Source organism: Shinella sp. H4-D48 (assembly GCF_022637395.1).
In the GTDB taxonomy this organism is placed as follows: Bacteria; Pseudomonadota; Alphaproteobacteria; order Rhizobiales; family Rhizobiaceae; genus Shinella; species Shinella sedimenti.
On record NZ_CP093337.1, the window covers coordinates 538,527 to 556,124 of the forward strand.

Annotated in this window: 19 protein-coding genes and 1 riboswitch; of the genes, 5 read left to right on the forward strand and 14 right to left on the reverse strand. The window is 62.7% G+C overall.

The features are described from left to right. Nucleotides 1-2 precede the first annotated feature (2 nt). The 14 genes from thiC to MNR02_RS02645 form a co-directional block, all read right to left on the reverse strand. Nucleotides 3-1,826, reverse strand: a complete 1,824-nt coding sequence (gene thiC / locus MNR02_RS02580; protein WP_241947981.1) for a phosphomethylpyrimidine synthase ThiC — start codon at nt 1,824-1,826, stop codon at nt 3-5. Nucleotides 1,827-1,916: 90 nt separating this feature from the next. Then, nucleotides 1,917-2,033: riboswitch (TPP riboswitch) on the reverse strand. Nucleotides 2,034-2,168: 135 nt separating this feature from the next. Then, nucleotides 2,169-2,885 carry a Bax inhibitor-1/YccA family protein gene (locus MNR02_RS02585; protein WP_241947982.1) on the reverse strand — a complete coding sequence of 239 codons (717 nt, stop codon included), beginning with the start codon at nt 2,883-2,885 and terminating at the stop codon, nt 2,169-2,171. A gap of 27 nt (nt 2,886-2,912) precedes the next feature. Next, nucleotides 2,913-3,686 carry an anti-sigma factor gene (locus MNR02_RS02590; RefSeq protein WP_241947983.1) on the reverse strand — a complete coding sequence of 258 codons (774 nt, stop codon included), beginning with the start codon at nt 3,684-3,686 and terminating at the stop codon, nt 2,913-2,915. Continuing rightward, on the reverse strand, nt 3,673-4,218 hold the full coding sequence (locus MNR02_RS02595) for a sigma-70 family RNA polymerase sigma factor (protein ID WP_241947984.1): 546 nt from the start codon (nt 4,216-4,218) through the stop codon (nt 3,673-3,675). The genes MNR02_RS02590 and MNR02_RS02595 overlap by 14 nt, the downstream gene beginning before the upstream one ends. Nucleotides 4,219-4,272: 54 nt before the next feature. After that, a complete protein-coding gene (locus MNR02_RS02600; RefSeq protein ID WP_241947985.1) occupies nt 4,273-4,710 on the reverse strand; it encodes a YqaA family protein in 438 nt (145 codons plus the stop codon). A gap of 140 nt (nt 4,711-4,850) precedes the next feature. Continuing rightward, the gene (locus tag MNR02_RS02605; protein WP_241601670.1) at nt 4,851-5,075 is read right to left on the reverse strand and encodes a hypothetical protein; all 225 of its coding nucleotides are present in this window, start codon (nt 5,073-5,075) and stop codon (nt 4,851-4,853) included. Between the two features lie 121 nt (nt 5,076-5,196). Beyond that, nucleotides 5,197-5,904, reverse strand: coding sequence for a TfuA-like protein (locus MNR02_RS02610; RefSeq protein ID WP_241947986.1), 708 nt, complete (start codon nt 5,902-5,904; stop codon nt 5,197-5,199). After that, nucleotides 5,901-7,085 carry a YcaO-like family protein gene (locus tag MNR02_RS02615; protein WP_241947987.1) on the reverse strand — a complete coding sequence of 395 codons (1,185 nt, stop codon included), beginning with the start codon at nt 7,083-7,085 and terminating at the stop codon, nt 5,901-5,903. Before MNR02_RS02615 ends, MNR02_RS02610 begins: the two co-directional genes overlap by 4 nt. A gap of 4 nt (nt 7,086-7,089) precedes the next feature. Then, nucleotides 7,090-7,329, reverse strand: a complete 240-nt coding sequence (locus MNR02_RS02620) for a hypothetical protein (RefSeq protein WP_241601673.1) — start codon at nt 7,327-7,329, stop codon at nt 7,090-7,092. Nucleotides 7,330-7,362: 33 nt separating this feature from the next. Further along, nucleotides 7,363-9,180, reverse strand: a complete 1,818-nt coding sequence (locus tag MNR02_RS02625) for a hypothetical protein (RefSeq protein ID WP_241947988.1) — start codon at nt 9,178-9,180, stop codon at nt 7,363-7,365. 7 nt (nt 9,181-9,187) lie between these two features. After that, on the reverse strand, nt 9,188-9,625 hold the full coding sequence (locus tag MNR02_RS02630) for a helix-turn-helix domain-containing protein (protein WP_241601675.1): 438 nt from the start codon (nt 9,623-9,625) through the stop codon (nt 9,188-9,190). Between the two features lie 136 nt (nt 9,626-9,761). Next, nucleotides 9,762-10,523 carry an amino acid ABC transporter ATP-binding protein gene (locus MNR02_RS02635; protein WP_241947989.1) on the reverse strand — a complete coding sequence of 254 codons (762 nt, stop codon included), beginning with the start codon at nt 10,521-10,523 and terminating at the stop codon, nt 9,762-9,764. Then, nucleotides 10,520-11,200, reverse strand: coding sequence for an ABC transporter permease subunit (locus tag MNR02_RS02640; protein WP_241601679.1), 681 nt, complete (start codon nt 11,198-11,200; stop codon nt 10,520-10,522). The genes MNR02_RS02635 and MNR02_RS02640 overlap by 4 nt, the downstream gene beginning before the upstream one ends. Before the next feature lie 103 nt (nt 11,201-11,303). Beyond that, a complete protein-coding gene (locus tag MNR02_RS02645) occupies nt 11,304-12,077 on the reverse strand; it encodes an amino acid ABC transporter substrate-binding protein (RefSeq protein ID WP_241947990.1) in 774 nt (257 codons plus the stop codon). Nucleotides 12,078-12,442: 365 nt separating this feature from the next. On the opposite strand from MNR02_RS02645, the gene MNR02_RS02650 reads away from it, so the two are divergent. The 5 genes from MNR02_RS02650 to MNR02_RS02670 all read left to right on the forward strand — a co-directional run bounded on the left by MNR02_RS02650 (nt 12,443) and on the right by MNR02_RS02670 (nt 17,572). Next, nucleotides 12,443-13,609: a gluconeogenesis factor YvcK family protein gene (locus MNR02_RS02650; RefSeq protein ID WP_241947991.1), complete on the forward strand. Its 1,167-nt coding sequence runs from the start codon at nt 12,443-12,445 to the stop codon at nt 13,607-13,609. Between the two features lie 163 nt (nt 13,610-13,772). Next, nucleotides 13,773-14,684: an ABC transporter substrate-binding protein gene (locus MNR02_RS02655; RefSeq protein ID WP_241947992.1), complete on the forward strand. Its 912-nt coding sequence runs from the start codon at nt 13,773-13,775 to the stop codon at nt 14,682-14,684. Between the two features lie 52 nt (nt 14,685-14,736). Next, nucleotides 14,737-15,897, forward strand: coding sequence for an ABC transporter permease (locus MNR02_RS02660; RefSeq protein ID WP_241947993.1), 1,161 nt, complete (start codon nt 14,737-14,739; stop codon nt 15,895-15,897). Further along, nucleotides 15,894-16,832, forward strand: a complete 939-nt coding sequence (locus tag MNR02_RS02665; protein ID WP_241947994.1) for an ABC transporter ATP-binding protein — start codon at nt 15,894-15,896, stop codon at nt 16,830-16,832. The genes MNR02_RS02660 and MNR02_RS02665 overlap by 4 nt, the downstream gene beginning before the upstream one ends. Continuing rightward, complete coding sequence (locus tag MNR02_RS02670; RefSeq protein ID WP_241601692.1) at nt 16,829-17,572, forward strand: ABC transporter permease; 744 nt, start codon at nt 16,829-16,831, stop codon at nt 17,570-17,572. Before MNR02_RS02665 ends, MNR02_RS02670 begins: the two co-directional genes overlap by 4 nt. Nucleotides 17,573-17,598: the final 26 nt, after the last annotated feature.

A 17,598-nucleotide genomic window follows, 5' to 3' on the forward strand; every position in this document is an offset into this window, starting at 1 on the left:
GGTCATTCTCCTGCGGGTGTCGTGCCAAGCGGCATGTAGAGGTCGCCGCCCTCGCGGAACTTTGCGGCCATCGCCTCCAGCCCCTCCTTCTGGGCTTCGGCGCGGATGTCGTGCGAGATGCGCATGGAGCAGAATTTGGGGCCGCACATCGAGCAGAAATGCGCCACCTTGTGTGCTTCCTTGGGCAGCGTCTCATCATGGAACGAGCGGGCCGTTTCCGGATCGAGCGAGAGGTTGAACTGGTCCTCCCAGCGGAACTCGAAGCGGGCGCGCGACAGCGCGTCGTCGCGGATCTTCGCCGCAGGATGCCCCTTGGCGAGATCGGCGGCATGGGCAGCGATCTTGTAGGTGATGACACCCACCTTCACGTCGTTGCGGTCGGGCAGGCCAAGATGTTCCTTCGGCGTGACATAGCAGAGCATGGCTGTTCCGAACCAGCCGATCATCGCCGCACCAATACCCGACGTGATGTGGTCGTAGCCGGGCGCGATATCGGTGGTCAGCGGGCCGAGCGTGTAGAACGGGGCCTCGCCACAGGTCTTCAGCTGTTTGTCCATGTTCTCCTTGATCTTGTGCATCGGTACATGGCCGGGGCCTTCGATCATGACCTGGCAATCCTTGGCCCAGGCGATCTGCGTGAGTTCGCCGAGGGTTTCGAGTTCAGCGAACTGCGCCGCATCATTGGCATCGGCAATCGAGCCGGGGCGCAGGCCATCGCCCAGCGAGAAGGAGACGTCATAGGCGCGGCAGATGTCGCAGATTTCCTCGAAATGCTCGTAGAGGAAGCTCTCGCGGTGGTGATGGAGACACCACTTGGCCATGATCGAGCCGCCGCGCGAGACGATGCCGGTGACGCGATTGACGGTGAGCGGGATGTAATGCAGCCGCACGCCGGCGTGGATGGTGAAATAATCGACGCCCTGTTCGGCCTGCTCGATGAGTGTGTCGCGGAACACGTCCCAGGTCAGGTCCTCGGCGATGCCGTTGACCTTCTCCAGTGCCTGATAGAGCGGCACGGTGCCGATCGGAACCGGCGAATTTCGGACGATCCATTCGCGGATGTTGTGGATGTTGCGACCGGTGGACAGGTCCATGACGGTATCGGCGCCCCAGCGGATCGCCCAGACCATCTTTTCGACCTCTTCAGCCATGGAGGAGGTGACGGCGGAGTTACCGATATTGGCGTTGATCTTCACCAGGAAATTGCGGCCGATGATCATCGGCTCGGCTTCGGGATGGTTGATATTGGCGGGAATGATCGCCCGGCCGTTGGCGACCTCCTGGCGGACGAATTCCGGCGTGACGAAATCGGGAACATGCGCGCCGAAGCTCTCTCCATCACGGATGAGGGCGTCCTTCGCGGCCTTGCGGCCGAGGTTTTCGCGGATCGCGATGAACTCCATTTCCGGCGTGATGATCCCGGCGCGGGCATAGGCGAGCTGGGTCACAGCCTTGCCGTCCTTCGCCCTGCGCGGGCGGTTGCGAACGGGGAATTCCGGCGTTAGCCGCTCGCCGGTTGCAAAGCCGTTGTCCTCCGGGCGGATGTGGCGCCCTTCATAATCTTCGGTATCGCCGCGCGCGGCGACCCAGCTTTCGCGCAGCCGCGGCAGGCCGCTTTCGATGGCGACGATGTGGTTGGGATCGGTATAGGCGCCCGAGGCGTCGTAGACGATGACGGGCGGCTCGCCCGAGGTCGGGTGAAGGGAGATCTCGCGCATCGGCACGCGGATCTCGGGATGCTGTTCGCCGGCAATGTGGATTTTGCGCGAGGCGGGCAGAGCGCCGGTGGTGACGGTCGGGGTAAGCTTCTGGGCGGCAATATTCATCGGGAGGCTCCAAGTTCGGTTTGGAGACCCAGTCCTAGAGCCGGAATGATGGAAGAACGCAAAGACGGAATCCGGGTTCTCGGATGTCCTGCCACAGCGCTTGCACCGTCCCTACGCCAGTATGAACTGGATCAGGTTCAACGGGTCACTGCGCTGCGAAAGCCAGCAGTATCTCAGCCCCTTGTCGGGACCCCCCTGGTGAATGCCTTAAGCAAAGCCGTTGCCGGGCGATTTGTCAACATGCGTGATATAGGTAAGCTTATACTTACCCGGTTTGCGCCGCACAAAAAAAGAAACGGCGGAGCAAAGCCCCGCCGTTCCCTTTGAAATCATTCGCGAAAACTATTCGCGTTCGCCCGTGAAATTCAGCAGCAGCTGGAAGATGTTGACGAAGTTCAGGTAGAGCGAGAGCGCACCGAATACCGCCATCTTCTGCTGGGATTCCTGGTCGATGTTCTCGGCATATTGCGACTTGATGTTCTGCGTATCCCAGGCCGTCAGGCCGACGAAGACGAGGATACCGATCACCGAAATCGCGAACTGCAGGGCGCTGGAGCCCAGGAAGATGTTGACGATCGACGCGATCACGACGCCGATCAGACCCATGATCAGGAACGAGCCGAACTTCGAAAGGTCACGCTTCGTCACATAGCCGTAAAGGCTCGTCGCGCCGAACATGGTTGCGGCGATAAAGAAGGTGCGGGCGATGCTCATGCCGGTGAAGACGAGGAATACCGAAGCGAGCGAGAGGCCCATGACGGCGCAGAACGCCCAGAAGGTCATCTGTGCCGTGCTGGCCGACATCGTCTGGATCTTGAACGAGAAGAAGAAGACGAAAGCGAGCGGCGCCAGCATTACCACCCACTTAAGCGGCGACGAGAAGATCGGCACGTAGAGCGCCGGCGTCGAGCCGACGATGAAGGCGACGAGGCCGGTGATGATCAGACCGGCGCCCATGTAGTTGTAGACGCGCAGCATATGCTGGCGTAGGCCTTCGTCGAAGAGGGCCGCGGACTGCGCCTGTGCGCCGTAGCCAAATCGCTGTTGTACGGGTTCCATCTCATATCTCCTTATGGAAACGGTTGATCAGTAGAGCGTGCGGGAAAGCTCCCGCGCGGTTTGTGTCAGGTCGTCGGCCTTTCGGCTTTCGGAGACCAGTGCATAGGCGACGTCGCCGATCTGCCAGTAGGCGGCGCGGGCATTGTCGGCGTGGAACAGCAGGACATGCTGCACGGCAAACGAACCCGGGCGTACGGCGAAGAGCGAGAGGCGCTCGTTTGCCTCCGGCTGCAGCACCAGTTCGACGCTTGGACCGTAGGCTGAGGGGAAGACCTGAGTATCGAGGACGGTCCAGCCTTTCGGCAGGTCCGGCAGGACGATCGCGGTGGCCGAGCGGATCTCCGCACGGTCGAACGTCTCCGTCTCCGGCTGCGATGCCATCGTGTCGCGCAGCAGCGTCGTTCGGTGGGCGCGCACAGCCTCCTCCACGAAGGCCGGCGGCTGCACCGAGGCGATGACCTCGGTCGCGCCGAAGGGCCCGAACACGGCATGGGCGATCCAGCCGGCGGCGACGAAGAGTGTAATCGCGGCGGCCCGGCGGAACACCGAAAGCATGCGGCGGCGTGACAGCGAGCGCTCCAGTTGGCGCGCGGCCTCGCGGGTCTCCTGCCGGATCACGGTGCGGTGGTCGGCGAGCGCCAGGCGCAGCTCGTCGCGCACACGCAAATCCTTCATGATCTGCGCGGCGACGGCCGGGCGCTCGGACAGGTAGGCCTCCACCTCGATGCGCCGTCCGACGGCCAGCTGGTCGTCGACATAGGCGTTGAGATCGGCTTCGAGGATGGGGTCATTGCTGGTCATCGCCAGTGCCTCCGACAATCCTGAGATGCGTGACGGTCGCGGACGGGCCGCTTTGTTCGAATGTGCGCAAGCGCTCGCGCGCCCGGGCGACGCGTGACATCAGCGTACCCACGGGAATGCCGAGGGCGGTCGCCGCTTCCTGGTAGGAAAGCTCCTCGATCCCGACGAGGTGCAGGGCCGCGCGCTGCTCTTCGGGAAGCGTGAAGAAGGCGTTGCGCAGCTGCGTGAGGCGCACCGAATGATCCTGATTGGCCGGTATCGCGGTCTCGGCAACTTCGGCCGCACCGTCGTGGCGGCGCTGCATCGAATGGCGCTGGCGCAGGCGATCGACATGCGCATTGTGCAGGATCGACATCAGCCAGTTGCGAACATTCGCACCGGTGCGGAACGTGCCCTGCCGTTCATACGCTTTCACCAGCGCATCGTGCACGAGATCCTCGGCGTCATCCGGATTGCGGACGAGCGAAAGTGCGTAGCGCCTGAGCGCCGCAAGCTGTCCGATCACGTTGAAGCCGGGTGTCTTTGCGTTCATGCCCCAATATACGAGAGCCGAACGGCTTCCATTCCATTGATTGCCGAAAAAAATTCAAAACCAGTGCAGAACGACTGCGGCGAGCAGGAGGTAGCGGCCGAACTTGGCGATGGAGACGACCAGCACGAAACGGAAAAGCGGCTCGCGCATGATGCCGGCTGCGACCGTCAGCGGATCGCCGACGATCGGTGCCCAGCTCAGAAGCAGGCTCCACCAGCCGTATTTGCGATACCAGTTGCCGGCACGCTCGAGGCTTGCGGCGCTGACCGGAAACCAGCGCGCATGGCGGTATCGCTCGATGCCCCGGCCAAGCAGCCAGTTGACGACGGAGCCGAGCACGTTGCCCGTTCCGGCGACGATGATCAGGAGGGTGGGTAAATAGCTGCCGGCGGCGAGCAGGCCGACGAGTACCGCTTCGGATTGCGCCGGCAGAATGGTGGCGGCGATGAAGGCGGCGAGGAAAAGGCCGCCATAGGCCGCTAGCGCGCTCATCCGGACATCTCGGTCATACCGCTCTCCGTTCGCGCGCCGGAATGCGCGCCCGCCTCCGATAGACGGTGCGGTCGGTTTGGGAAAGGGTGTGAAAGGTCTTTATCGCCGTATGGGCGGCCAGCCAGCCTGTGCCTTTCCGCTCAGCAGAGAGCGGAACGGTTCATCAGCATGATGTCGTTCGCCGTCAGCGTCATGCGCGACGGTTCGTCGATCTCGTTCAGGACGGCGCGTAGCGCGGTGTCGAGGCAATATTCGACGGCCTCGACTTCGAGGCCTTTTGCGGTTTCCACCGCAAAGGCGAGCATCCTCGCGAGCGCCATCAGTTCGGTGCCGCGGTCTTCCATTTCGATCGTATCGATTTCCATATGTGCTGGCCCCCGCCGCGTCGATCTTACCCCTGCCTGCGAGTATAGGCATGGCGACCGGCTTTGGCGCGTGACTCAGGCGTGACACACGCGGAATGCGAAATTGTGTGACTAAAGCGGTTTAAGATTGATTTGCGGCCATACGCCACAGCGAGGTGGCCCGAAACGTCCAATCACTGCGTTTTTCGGGCTTTTTGCCCGACCACAAGGTCATTTCTTGCACAAGCGCCAGGGCGTCCTGCCGTTTCTGGTTTACGGTCCATTCGGTCAGGAGTTGTGTCGTAACCGTCCATTCAGTCCGGTTTTGACCCGCCCTGAGGATCGCGGACCATGTGCGATCCTTGTAGAAAAGCCGCCGGGCGGCGTCGCGAAGGCCTGCCGCTTCACGCGTTTCGATAATCCGTTCGGCCTCCATCCGATCAAGCGTCGCGTCAACATTGACGAGAGGGAGAGAAAGCGCGGGATATCCGAGTTCTGCCGGGCCGTGCAAAAGGGCGACGTCGGCGTCGTCCAGGCGTCGCCCACCTTTATAATCCTCGTAGATGCGGCCTATGCCCACCATGCCGAACGCGGCGCATTCGACGGCGCGCAGCGCCCCCATGCTGGCCGCGCCGAAGACCGCGACGCCTTCCTGCAAGGCATAGAGGATTTCCTTGTGCCAGACAGGAGCGACATGTTCGAAACCGCCGTCGATAATACCGATCGCCGTTGCACCGGCGCGAACGGCCGCCAGAACGTCCCCATGCACGGCGGGTGGACGGACAGCCAAGACATCGCCGCAGAGCTTGGCGGCATCGGGCAGGCTCGGTCCAACAAAGAGAAGCTTCATGATGGTGCAAAGGCCATGCGGGAAAGCGCACGCATGCCGACAGCCTGGCGTCTTGCGCCTTCCGGGCTTTCGAGGCCGGGTACGACGACCTTGACGACGGAGATCGGCAGGGAGGAATCGCCAAGCGGCACGGCGACGATGGGTGCGATTTTCGCTGCGGCAAGCTTTTCCAGAACCCAGTCGAGCAGCGCTGCCGCATCGCCCTCAGGTGCTGCATAAAGGGTGGACGAACGTGGCGCAGCGTTGAACAAGGCCAGCGTTTCGGCCGCCAGCGGTCGGCTGAACGTTTCTGCAAACAGGTCGTCGCGCGCGCCGCTGATGTAAGTGAGGCGTGATTGCGCAACCTCGGTGAGTGCACGGATCGCGGCGCGGGCCGGAACAGGATGCGTGCCATAGCCGATCGTCACATCATGAAAGAGCGGCTGCTTTTTTTTGGCGAGCCCGGCATTGCCCAGGACGGCCGCATAGGTGGGGATGGCAAGGTCGCTGGTGAGGTCAAACAGCCGCAGGGCCAGCCCGGCATTGCGAAAACGGTCAGCAAGGTCGTCGATAACGGGATCGGCGAAAGCAGCAGGGTCGATGGCAGTCGACAGACGCTTTGCCCGCTGCAGTAGGCGCCACAGGCGATCGGCATCGCGTTCGACGCGTTCGAGGAGGCCGTGCAGCACCGCCTCCGTTTCCGAGTTTCCCGATGCCAGGCCGTCGGAGGATTGCCAGAAGCGGGGTGTGAAGTCGGTCCGGTCCAGGCAGACCGCCTCCTTCGGCACCCAGATGCGCTCGCCGGTCGCGACATTGCGGCCCGCGAGCCAATCGAATTTTTCCTCTTCGGTCAGGAGCGATTGTCCGGTCGCCACGAAGAGGTCTAGCGGCAGGTACGGTTCACCTGCTTGGGCGAAATCCCGGCGTGCGGCGCGTCGACTTGGCGCGAGGGGCTCGCCTGCGATTGCCCGTTCCAGCGCCTCCATGGCGGCCGATACCTTCGCGTCGATATCGGATATGCCCTTGCCCTGATTGATGACGATCGAGCGGGCGTTCGGGCTCACGGCATTCCACACGGGGATGCCGAGATGATCCAGTCCCGTCAGGCGGGAGAGGCGGGTGATGCCGAACCGGGGCAGCAAGGCCTCGATCCGGCTCCAGGTCTGTTCGGGGCCGCAGATGCGGTCCGAATAATGCGGCACCGGCTTAATTGTCCAGGAAGCCGCCGGAAACATCGAGGAAGCCGCCGGAAACGGAATCGGCGGACTTCGCCAGCGCGGCGAGATTGACGCCCTTGACGACGACGGCGCCGGCCTTGCGCAGATCGTCGGCTGCCTTCAGGTCGCCGGTTGCAGGCGACGTGATCTTGGACACGGTGCCGGCGTCAAGATCCGCAATCCAGAGACCGTCTTCGCCTGCAACGCCGAGCACAACAATTTTAGCCATTCAAACCTCTCCTTTTCATTTGGTGAAATACGCTTACTTGAAACCTGCTTTTTTCAGACCTTCGCGATAGTGCTGGCGGTGCCATTCTTCCTTGATCGGCACGACCGCCATCCAGGCATTGAAATCGAAATTCGGATTGATGTCATAGGTACGCCGAACGAAGAGCCGTGCTTTCTTCATGTCGCCGAGCATTGCCCAGCAGGCAGCCGAAAGCCGGTGTACCGGATCCTTATCCTTCATCTGGGAAATATAGGCGAGCGCCTCCTCGTACCGTCCCAGCGAATAGGCCGCGCTGGCGGCCGTCCAGAAATATTCGTCTGGCGGCAGAGGGTTGAGGTCGATCGCGTGCTCGATCTTTTTCAAACCCTCATCCGGCCGCGACGCCTGGACCAGCGTGTCGGCGTAGCTTGCAATGACATTGGCATAATGCGGGCTAAGCGCCTCGGCGCGGTCCAGATAGTGCGCGCTTTCATCGAACTGGCGGGAGTAGAGCTTGACAACTCCGAGTTCGCGGTAGCCAGATGGCAGGCGCTCATCCGCTCGAATGGCGTCCTGCGCGTGGATTTCCGCCTGATGGAGAAGTGCTTCGTCGCCACGGGCCGTCACAAGCCATTCAAGGAAGTAACTGCGGGCGAGGCCGCTGAGCGCGGGCGCAAAGCTGGCCTGTAATTGCAAGGCGTCGCGGAAGCTCTTGCGGGCGCGTCGGATATCGCGCAGGTCGAGGTTTTTCAGCTGGCCCTGGCCAAAGAGGAAGTTGCGATAGGCATTTGCATCGCCCTCATAGCCGCTGCGCACCAGTTCGTTGTCCTCGATCCCCGTGGCGATTGCGCCGGCGATGCGATGGGCGATCATCTGGCGCGACCGCAGCAGGCCGTCGGATGAAAGCGGGAATCGTTCGGCCCAGATGACCTCGTCGCTGCCGAAGAAGATCAACTGAGCAAAGAGCGTATGGCCGGCACCTTCGCCCCGCAACCGGGTCTCGAGGATGTAGCTGATCTTGTGACGCTCGTAGGTCGCCGCGCGATCCGTCTGGCCGGCAATCTGGGTGGCCGTGTGCGGCGCGATAATCGATATGGACCGCAATGCACATAGCCCGATCGTCACATCCTCGATCAGGGCTTCGGAAAAACCGGCAGCAGCGCGCGAAGCGTGGTTCGTGGCGGGCGGCAGCAAGACAATACGCGGTGGGTTCTGGCGGGCCGGCGCAATCTCGACGTGGTCTTGAACGGGCAGGCAAGCGGACGGCTGGACCGTCATCAGGGCAGGGCGCGGCGTGACGATATGGCCTGTCAGGACGCTACGGACTTCATCATCGTCCGGGTTTGTCTCCAGCAGCCTCAGCGCCGCGGCGGACCGGACCTGACGCGAAGCACCGGTTGCCTGTCGGCTTCCTTCAAGCAGCGCATTCCGCAGCAGGGCCATGTGAGAAGCCCGATGCAGGGCAATCCACTTGGTCAGAGCCTGCGTGTCCGGCCTTATGTTCTTCAGGAAGTCCTCGGTCAGCCGTTCCGCAAGCAGGGCGAGCGGGGCATTTTCGCCTATTGCATCCAGATCGCTCTCGATGCGTTCGGGGCCGAGCGCAATGGTGCTGTCGGTGAAGATGAGGAAGCTGCGCGAGAGATCGCGCTGGCGCTTTTGCACGCGCGACACGGTCTGACGCAGACTGGCATAGGCGGCAGCCGGATTGGCATCGTCCCAGAACAAAGCGGCGGCATCGGCGCGCGGTATGTCCGGCAGGCCGCGCGCCGTGAGATAGCTCAGGATCAGCAGTGCCTTTTCCGGGAAGACGATATCCTCGCCGCTCTCATCGAGCAGGCGCAGATGGCCAAGCGTCTTCAGCCGGGCCTGCATGCGGCAATCAGATCCGCTGTTCCGGTGCTGTTTCTGTGCGCTCGCTCGAGAGTTCGCTGGCCTTGGAAAGAGCGGTGGCGAGCGAAATGATCGACTTGCGCACGCCCGCATCCTCGATCTTCAGGAAGGCGCGGTTGAGATCAAGGCCTTCCTTCGACGAGACGAAGGTGGATACGTCACCGGTATCGTGGCCGGCACCCGTGGTTGCACCCGAAGCGTCGTCGTCCTGGAAGAAGAAGCTCGGTGGCACACGGAATACGTCGGAGATGGCCTGGAGACGGCTGGCGCTGATGCGGTTCGTGCCCTTCTCGTATTTCTGCACCTGCTGGAACGTAACGCCGAGACGATCCGCAAGCGCTTCCTGGCTCATGCCCACCATGAGGCGGCGCAGGCGTACGCGGGATCCGACGAACACATCAATCGGGTTGGGGGTTTTCTTGTTCATGAGAGCTTTCTCCACTTCGATCATGCGGGGGCATGGCGTGGTCATATTAATCGAGGCCACTCTGCTTGAATCGCCCGGCCGATGCAACTGCTACAACGCAATTTCATCGCTACCGTAACGTGAGGCGACGTGTTGCCTAGATATCGTAACTGTGTGGCGCGCTAAGGGATGCAATGAACTTTTTCGTGCGCTCCTGCTGCGGCGTCGAGAAGATGCCGCGCGGCCCGCCCTGTTCTACCACGACACCTCCATCGAGGAAAACGACCGTATCGGCGACGCGCGAGGCAAGGCGCAGGTCATGCGTGGCCATCACCATCGTCGTGCCTTCGCGCGCAAGGCGGCTCAGCACCTCGACCACCTCTTCTGCAAGCTCGGGATCGAGCGCGGAGGTGGGTTCGTCGCAGAGCAGAACGCGGGGCGATGGCGCAAGCGCGCGGGCAATGGCGACACGCTGCTGCTGGCCGCCGGAAAGTGTTGCCGGCCATGCATCTGCCTTGTGTGCCATGCCGACCTTTTCAAGAAGCTCCATGGCCCGGGCGCGTGCCTTGTCGGCCGGCCATTTCAACACCGTGATGAGACCCTCCATCACATTGCCGATCGCCGTCTGGTGCGGAAAGAGCTGGAAGTTCTGGAAAACCATCCCGGTCTGGCGGCGCAGCTTCTGGATGGCATCCCAGCCCACCGGTTTGCCGGGGACGAAATCGATTTTCTCTGTACCGAGGCGGATAGACCCGGAGGTCGGAATTTCCAGTAGGTTGATGCAGCGCAGCAGCGTGCTCTTGCCGCCGCCCGATGGCCCTACCAGCGCGGTGACGCTGCCTTCGGCGAGCTGCAGGCTGACGTCGCGCAGGACATGGTTGTCGCCAAAGCGCTTTTCGATATGTTCGAGTTCGATCATGTCCTGGCCTCCAGGAAGCCGCCATAGCGGGCAAAACGCTTCTCCAGCCGCACTTGCAGCGCCGATAGAACGGAGCTCAAGGCCAGATAGATCAGGGCGGCCTCGATGTAGAGGATCAGCGGCTCGTAGGTGGTGGCGACGATGCGCTGCGCCGTCTGGAAGAGTTCCGGCACGGTAACGGCTGCCGCGAGAGACGTATCCTTCACTAGCGAGATGAAGGTGTTGGAAAGTGGCGGCACGGCGACGCGGCCTGCCTGGGGCAGGATCGTGCGGCGCATGGCCTGCGACCACGTCATGCCGATCGAATAGGCTGCCTCCCACTGGCCGCGCGGCACTGAGGAAATGACGGCGCGGATGATCTCGGAGGTATAGGCGCCGACATTGAGCGTGAAGCCGATGAGCGCGGCGGGGAAGGCATCAAGCAGGATGCCGACGCTGGGCAGGCCGTAGAAGATGACGAAGAGCTGCACCAGCAGCGGTGTGCCGCGAAACACCCAGACGTAGAAACGGGCGATGTCGGAGAAGGGGCGCGGCGCAAAGAGCCGAACGACGGCCGTTAGCAGGCCGAGCGCCAGGCCGAGCACGAAGGAGAGAAGAGTGAGCGGAATGGTGAAGACGAGCGCAGCCCAGAGCAGGGGCGCAAGCGAGTCCAGCATCAGTTGAAGCCACGGCGGCACGGCGAAACCTCCGGAAATGCGACTGGCCGGGGGAAATCCCCGGCCAGTCGGAACGCCTATCTATATGCGAGGAAAGGACCGCCGCGAAGCGGTCACGCTGCAATTACTTCGAGACGTCCTGACCGAAATACTTGTCGGAGATCGTCTTGTAGGTGCCGTCGGCCTTGATGTCGGCCAGCGCCTTGTTGATCGCCTCGAGCAGTTCCGGCTCGCCCTTGCGGATGAGCACGCCGGAATAATCGGCATCGGCCTGTTCGGCGACGACCTTCACATTTGCGTCGGGCTTGTGCTTCTTGAAGTCGAGGAAGGACAAGCTGTCGTTGATCGTCGCGTCGGCACGGCCGGTCAGCACGAGCTGAATGGACTGGTCGAAGCCGTCTGTGCCGACGAGTTCAGCGCCAGCGCCCTCGGCAATCTTGCCGAAGTTGCTGGTCAGCGACTGGGCGGACTTCTTGCCCTTGAGGTCGGCGAAGCCCTTGATGCTGTCGTCGTCGCCGCGGACGATCAGAACGGCCTTGGAAGCGATGTAGGGCTCGGAGAAGTCGTATTTCTGCTTGCGCGCCTCGGTGATGCCGACCTGGTTGATCACGGCGTCGTAGCGGTTGGCGTCGAGACCGGCGATCAGGCCGTCCCATTTGCCTTCAAGGAACTCGGCCTTGACGCCCAGCTTCTCGGCGATGGCTTCGCCAATCTCGACGTCGAAGCCGACCAGCTTGCCGTCGGTGTCATGATAGGTGAAGGGTGCGTAGGTGCCTTCGGTGCCGATCTTCAGCGTGCCGGCCGACTGGATTGCGGCAAGGTTTTCGCCGGCATGGGCCGGCGCCAGGACGGCCACCTGAAGGGCTGCGGCTGCGGCAAGTGTCTTCAACCAGTTCATCTCGGGACTCCGTTTCTGGCTTGGATGTTCGATGGGCGATCAATCGCAGAAAACATTGCAAAACGATGGGCAGAAAACTGCGAATAGTTTCGGCAAATGCGAATATTTTTCTCATTCTCCGAAGCGCTCAGCGCTTTAGGACCGCTTAGTGAAGCAAGATATGGGCTGTGCATCCGCCGTTTCCAGGGTCTCGCGAACAGGCTGCAGACGCTTGACCAGGTCCGCTTTCCTCCTCAAGGCTCGACAGGATTGTCGAGGAGAGGCTGAAGGATGCCATTTTCAGCACGCCGAAGGCGGATTATACCAAGATTCTGATCGGCTTGGCCTATAATATAGTGGCCCGAACCGAAACGTAGGGAGACCGCATGGCCGAGGGCCGCCTGCCGCATATCGTTCTCTTCTCCGGCGGCACGGCCTGCCGCTCGACCAATCTTGCCCTCTGTTCCAAGCCGGTGCGGCTGACGCGCATCGTACCCGCCTGGGATAGCGGGGGCAGTTCGAAGGTGATCCGCGAAAGCCTCGGCCTCCTGGCTGTCGGTGACATCCGTCAGGCGTTGATCACAATGGCCTATGGCGAGGGACGGTCCGGTGACGTAGTGAAGCTTTGCAATGCGCGGCTTACCACCGGTGCGCGGGAGGATGCCCGCACGGAATTCGCCCTCTACGCAGAGGGGCGTCACCCGCTGCTGGAGCGCATGGAGCCCGGCCTGCGGGGTGCGATCCTGAATTATCTGCGCACGTTCCAGTCCGCGGTCGGCGACGACTTCGACCTTCGCAATGGCAGCATCGGCAACTTCATCCTGACCGGGGCGCATCTTGCTCATAACCGCGACATCAACACGGCCATCTTCGTATTCCGCAAACTCTGCGACATTACCGGCCATGTCTGGCCATCGACGGTTTCGCCGGCGGTGACGCTTTCCGCTGTGCTGACGGATGGCAGGGTAATCGACGGGCAGCACCGGGTGACGGCGCTCACGGATGAAGAGGGCGCGGCGGGTATTCGCGAGATTTCGCTTTCTGCAGGGGCGGACGGTGCGCCGGCCAATGACGCGGTGATCGAGAGTATCGAAAGCGCTGATGCCATCGTCTTCGGGCCAGGCAGTTTCTTTACAAGCGTGCTTCCGCACTTCCTGGTGGACGGCATTGTTGCGGCCATTGTCCGCAATGTACATGCAAGACGCATCTTCATCGGCAACATCCTGCAATGTCGCGAAACGCGCGGAATGGATCTGGCGCGCATGCTGGATGTGGCGGCGCGGGTGTGGCACGCCCAAGGTGGCTCGGAGATGCGCCTCTTCACCCATGTTCTGGCGAACCGCCAGTTGCTGCCCTTCGAAAAGAGCGCCGGCGCCTTCGCCTATCTTGGCAACGGCGCGCTGGAGGAGACCTGCGCGCGGCTGGGCGCAGAGGCGGTCGTCGGGGAGTTCGAGGATGCCTGGCAGCGCGGCCAGCACGATGGCAGTGTCGTTGCGGATACGCTTTGCGCGCTTCTTCCGGTCCATGCGGGAATGCCACCGGCGAGTGCCTGATTTCCGGCATCTTTTGACGACCGATGGAACATTGTGTCGATCGTTCCGGCGCGATCTGTTTTTTGCCATTTGCCGCCATATATGGAATGCTTTGCCGGGACGGGCATTCCCGAACGTGATGAAAATGCCGTCACGGGTTTTTGCAATACGGAGAGGTTTTCACATGCGCCCAGTCGTCAAGTTTATCGGAGCAGCTTTCGCCCTCAGCCTCGCGGCCGGTGCAGCCAACGCCCAGGTCGTCGTCTCGTCGAAGATCGACACGGAAGGCGGCGTTCTCGGCAACATCATCCTGGCCGTTCTGAATGCCAACGGCATCCAGACAACGGATCGCGTACAGCTGGGTGCTACGCCCGTCGTGCGGCAGGCGATCACCGCCGGCGAGATCGATATCTATCCGGAATATACCGGCAATGCCGCCTTCTTCTTCGAGAAGGCAGACGATCCGGCGTGGAAGGATGCGACCAAGGCCTACGAGCTCGCCAAAACGCTCGATTTCGACGCCAACAAGATCGTATGGCTGACGCCCTCGCCGGCCAACAACACCTGGGCGATCGCGCTGCGCAAGGATATCGCCGAGCCCAACAAGCTCGCGACCATGAGCGATTTCGGAAAATATGTTGCTGACGGAGGCAAGGTGGTACTGGCGGCGTCCTCCGAATTCGTGAACTCCGCGGCGGCGCTGCCGGCCTTCCAGACGACCTACAGTTTCACGCTGAAGCCGGACCGGCTCATCACGCTTTCGGGCGGTGACACGGCTGCGACCATCGCCGCTGCCGCCAACCAGACGAACGGCGCCAACGCCGCCATGGTCTATGGCACGGACGGTGGCATCGCGCCCTCGGGTCTCGTCGTTCTCGAAGACGACAAGGGCGTGCAGCCGGTCTACCAGCCGGCTCCGATCATCCGCGAGGAGGTGCTGAAGGCCAACCCGCAGATCGAGGAGTTGCTGAAGCCCGTTTTCGAGAAGCTCGATCTCGTGACGTTGCAGGATCTCAACGGCCGCGTTCAGGTGGGCGGTGAGCCGGCCAAGGCGGTTGCCGAGGACTTCCTGAAGAAGAACGGCTTCATCAAGTAATCCGACTTTCCCTCCGCCCATCCGGGCGGAGGGACCTATCCGAAAGGGGCGCATGGGGTTCAGGATCGACAAGCTCGGCGTGGTGATCGCCGCATTGCTGGCTTATGGCGGCTTTCTGGCGCCCTTCGCCAATTTCCGGGCAAACCGTATCGTGCCGGGCGAGGCGCGATGGATTGTCGAGGCGCTTCCGGCCGGTTACGGGGCAGCGCTGCTCGCCTTCATTGCTATCGCCATCGTTCTCATCGTCCTGAAGACGCCGACGCTTTTCCGGCTTCTGCTCGGTCTTGTCGCACTCCTTGCCCTTGCGGTCCTCATTGGCCTCTCTGCCGGTCACCTGACGCCGCCTGAAAACACCTATGCGCGTGTCTCGCCCGCCTCCGGTTTCTGGCTGTCGAGCTTCGCCTTCGCGCTGCTGACAGCAGATGCGCTGGCGCGATTGCGGCTCTCGCCGCTCGCCCGGATCGGCCTGCTGCTGGCCGTTGCCGCGACGGTCTCGGGCCTTCTTGTGTCCGGCATCTGGGACGGGCTTTCGATCCTCAAGGAATATGGAAGCCGTGCCGAGACCTTCTGGCTGGAGGCAGGGCGCCACGTCGTTCTGGCCCTCGGCTCGCTTGCGTCCGCGTGCCTGGTGGGCCTCCCGCTCGGCATTCTTTGCCATCGCGTTCCGTCGCTGCGCGCCGGCGTGTTGAACGGGCTGAATATCATCCAGACGATCCCGTCGATTGCGCTGTTCGGTCTTCTGATCGCGCCGCTCGGCTGGATTGCGCTCAATGTGCCAGGGGCCTCCGCGCTCGGGATTCGCGGCATCGGGGCTGCTCCGGCCTTCGTGGCGCTTTTCCTCTATTCGCTGCTTCCCGTCGTCGCCAATACAGTGGTCGGCCTTGCGGGTGTGCCGCGGGATGCCAACGATGCCGCCCGCGGCATCGGCATGACCGGTCGCCAGCGGCTTTTCGGCGTGGAGCTGCCGCTGGCTTTCCCGGTCATCCTGACCGGCATCCGCATCGTGCTCGTGCAAAATATCGGCCTTGCCACCATCGCGGCGCTTATCGGCGGGGGCGGTTTCGGTGTCTTCGTCTTCCAGGGCATCGGGCAGACGGCCATGGACCTCGTGCTGCTCGGCGCCGTGCCGACCGTGGCGCTCGCCTTCGCCGCCGCCGTGGTGCTCGATGCGGCGGCCGAACTTTCCAAATCCAAACGCGGCAGGGCGGCATGATCGAGATCGAGAACATCACCAAGCGCTACGGCGACAACACCGTTGTTGACACTGTCTCGATGACGGTCGAGCCGCACACGATTACCGTCATCGTCGGTACGTCCGGCTCCGGCAAGACGACGCTGATGCGCATGATCAATCGTCTCGTCGAACCCAGCGAGGGCATGATCCGCATCGATGGCGCGGACAATCGCTCGATCCCCGGTTATGAACTGCGCCGCCACATCGGTTACGCGATCCAGGGCCACGGCCTGTTCCCGCATCGCACGGTCGGCGAAAACATCGCGACGGTTCCGACCCTGCTCGGCTGGGACAAGAAGCGCATCGCCGCCAAGGTCGAGGAGCTGCTGACGCTGTTCCAGCTCGATCCCTCCGCCTTCGGTCCGCGGTATCCGCATGAGCTGTCGGGCGGTCAACAGCAGCGTGTCGGTGTGGCGCGGGCGCTCGCCGCCGAGCCGAACATCCTCCTGATGGACGAACCCTTCGGTGCGCTCGACCCCGTCATTCGCGCCAAGGCGCAGGACGATCTTCTGGCGATCCAGAAGCATTTTGGCACAACCATCGTTCTCGTCACGCACGACATGGAGGAGGCGTTCCATCTCGCGGACAAGATCGCTGTGATGGACAAGGGCCGGATCGTGCAATGCGCGGCGCCGGAGGAAATGCTGGTGAACCCGGCGACGGATTTCGTCGAAACCCTGATCGGCACGGAGGAGAGGCCATTCCGGCTGCTGTCGATCGGGACTGCCGGGGACGCTGCCGAGGCAGGCGAAGCGCAGGGTGAGCCGATCGCTGCCTCCCTCAGCCAGCGCGAGGCCTTGTCTTCGCTGCTCTGGTCGGGTCGCGAGGCCTTGCCGGTGGTCGGCTCGGATGGTGCCCCCCTCGGTCGTGTCACGCTAGCCGGTCTTGCCCGGCGCGCCGCGAGGCCGCAATGAGGCGGTTCCTGCCCAACCTGCTGCGGCTGGCAGCGCTGATCCTGCTGATCGCATTTCTGGTGCGCCCTGAGCTTTTCGAGCCGCTGCTGAAGCCGCTGGTGCAGGCGAATGCGCCGGCAATCTACAATCAGGGCAGCCTGCTTTCGCTGACCCTGTCGCACCTCGCCACGGTCTTCACGGCAACCTTCGCCGCTACCCTCGTCGCGGTCGGGCTTGCCATCCTCGTCACGCGGCCGGTCGGGGCAGAGTTCCTGCCGCTCTCGCGAAGCCTCGTGAATATCGGCCAGACCTTTCCGCCGGTCGCCGTGCTTGCGCTTGCGGTGCCCATCGTCGGTTTCGGCGAGAAACCGACATTGATTGCCCTGTTTCTCTACGGCCTTTTGCCGGTTTTCGAGAATGCCATGACCGGCCTTTCCACGCTGCCGAAGGCGATCGTCGAGGCGGCGCGCGGGACGGGCATGACGGCCTGGCAGCAATTGACCCGCGTGGAGCTGCCCTTGGCACTACCGGTCATATTGGCCGGTATTCGCCTCTCCGTCACGATCAGCCTTGCCACCGCCACCATCGGCTCCACGGTCGCGGCTAAGACATTGGGCGAGGTCATCATTGCCGGGCTGCAATCCAACAACCTGGCCTTCGTGCTGCAGGGCGGCGTCGTCGTTGCTGTGCTGGCTGTCCTGATCTACGACGCCTTCTCGGCCGTCGAACGTGCGCTCGCACGCCGAGCCGGACGGGTCTAAAGCATTTCGAGCCGAAGCGGGATTGC

Bases quoted from the DNA above. Each gene is read 5' to 3' on its own strand.
- MNR02_RS02620 (WP_241601673.1), bottom strand. From the start codon at position 7,329: ATGGCTAAAATTGTTGTGCTCGGCGTTGCAGGCGAAGACGGTCTCTGG.
- MNR02_RS02635 (WP_241947989.1), bottom strand. From the start codon at position 10,523: ATGATCGAACTCGAACATATCGAAAAGCGCTTTGGCGACAACCATGTC.
- MNR02_RS02605 (WP_241601670.1), bottom strand. From the start codon at position 5,075: ATGGAAATCGATACGATCGAAATGGAAGACCGCGGCACCGAACTGATG.
- MNR02_RS02650 (WP_241947991.1), top strand. From the start codon at position 12,443: ATGGCCGAGGGCCGCCTGCCGCATATCGTTCTCTTCTCCGGCGGCACG.
- MNR02_RS02595 (WP_241947984.1), bottom strand. From the start codon at position 4,218: ATGAACGCAAAGACACCCGGCTTCAACGTGATCGGACAGCTTGCGGCG.
- thiC (WP_241947981.1), bottom strand. From the start codon at position 1,826: ATGAATATTGCCGCCCAGAAGCTTACCCCGACCGTCACCACCGGCGCT.
- MNR02_RS02660 (WP_241947993.1), top strand. From the start codon at position 14,737: ATGGGGTTCAGGATCGACAAGCTCGGCGTGGTGATCGCCGCATTGCTG.
- MNR02_RS02645 (WP_241947990.1), bottom strand. From the start codon at position 12,077: ATGAACTGGTTGAAGACACTTGCCGCAGCCGCAGCCCTTCAGGTGGCC.
- MNR02_RS02625 (WP_241947988.1), bottom strand. From the start codon at position 9,180: ATGCAGGCCCGGCTGAAGACGCTTGGCCATCTGCGCCTGCTCGATGAG.
- MNR02_RS02670 (WP_241601692.1), top strand. From the start codon at position 16,829: ATGAGGCGGTTCCTGCCCAACCTGCTGCGGCTGGCAGCGCTGATCCTG.
- MNR02_RS02585 (WP_241947982.1), bottom strand. From the start codon at position 2,885: ATGGAACCCGTACAACAGCGATTTGGCTACGGCGCACAGGCGCAGTCC.
- MNR02_RS02655 (WP_241947992.1), top strand. From the start codon at position 13,773: ATGCGCCCAGTCGTCAAGTTTATCGGAGCAGCTTTCGCCCTCAGCCTC.
- MNR02_RS02610 (WP_241947986.1), bottom strand. From the start codon at position 5,904: ATGAAGCTTCTCTTTGTTGGACCGAGCCTGCCCGATGCCGCCAAGCTC.
- MNR02_RS02630 (WP_241601675.1), bottom strand. From the start codon at position 9,625: ATGAACAAGAAAACCCCCAACCCGATTGATGTGTTCGTCGGATCCCGC.
- MNR02_RS02665 (WP_241947994.1), top strand. From the start codon at position 15,894: ATGATCGAGATCGAGAACATCACCAAGCGCTACGGCGACAACACCGTT.
- MNR02_RS02600 (WP_241947985.1), bottom strand. From the start codon at position 4,710: ATGAGCGCGCTAGCGGCCTATGGCGGCCTTTTCCTCGCCGCCTTCATC.
- MNR02_RS02590 (WP_241947983.1), bottom strand. From the start codon at position 3,686: ATGACCAGCAATGACCCCATCCTCGAAGCCGATCTCAACGCCTATGTC.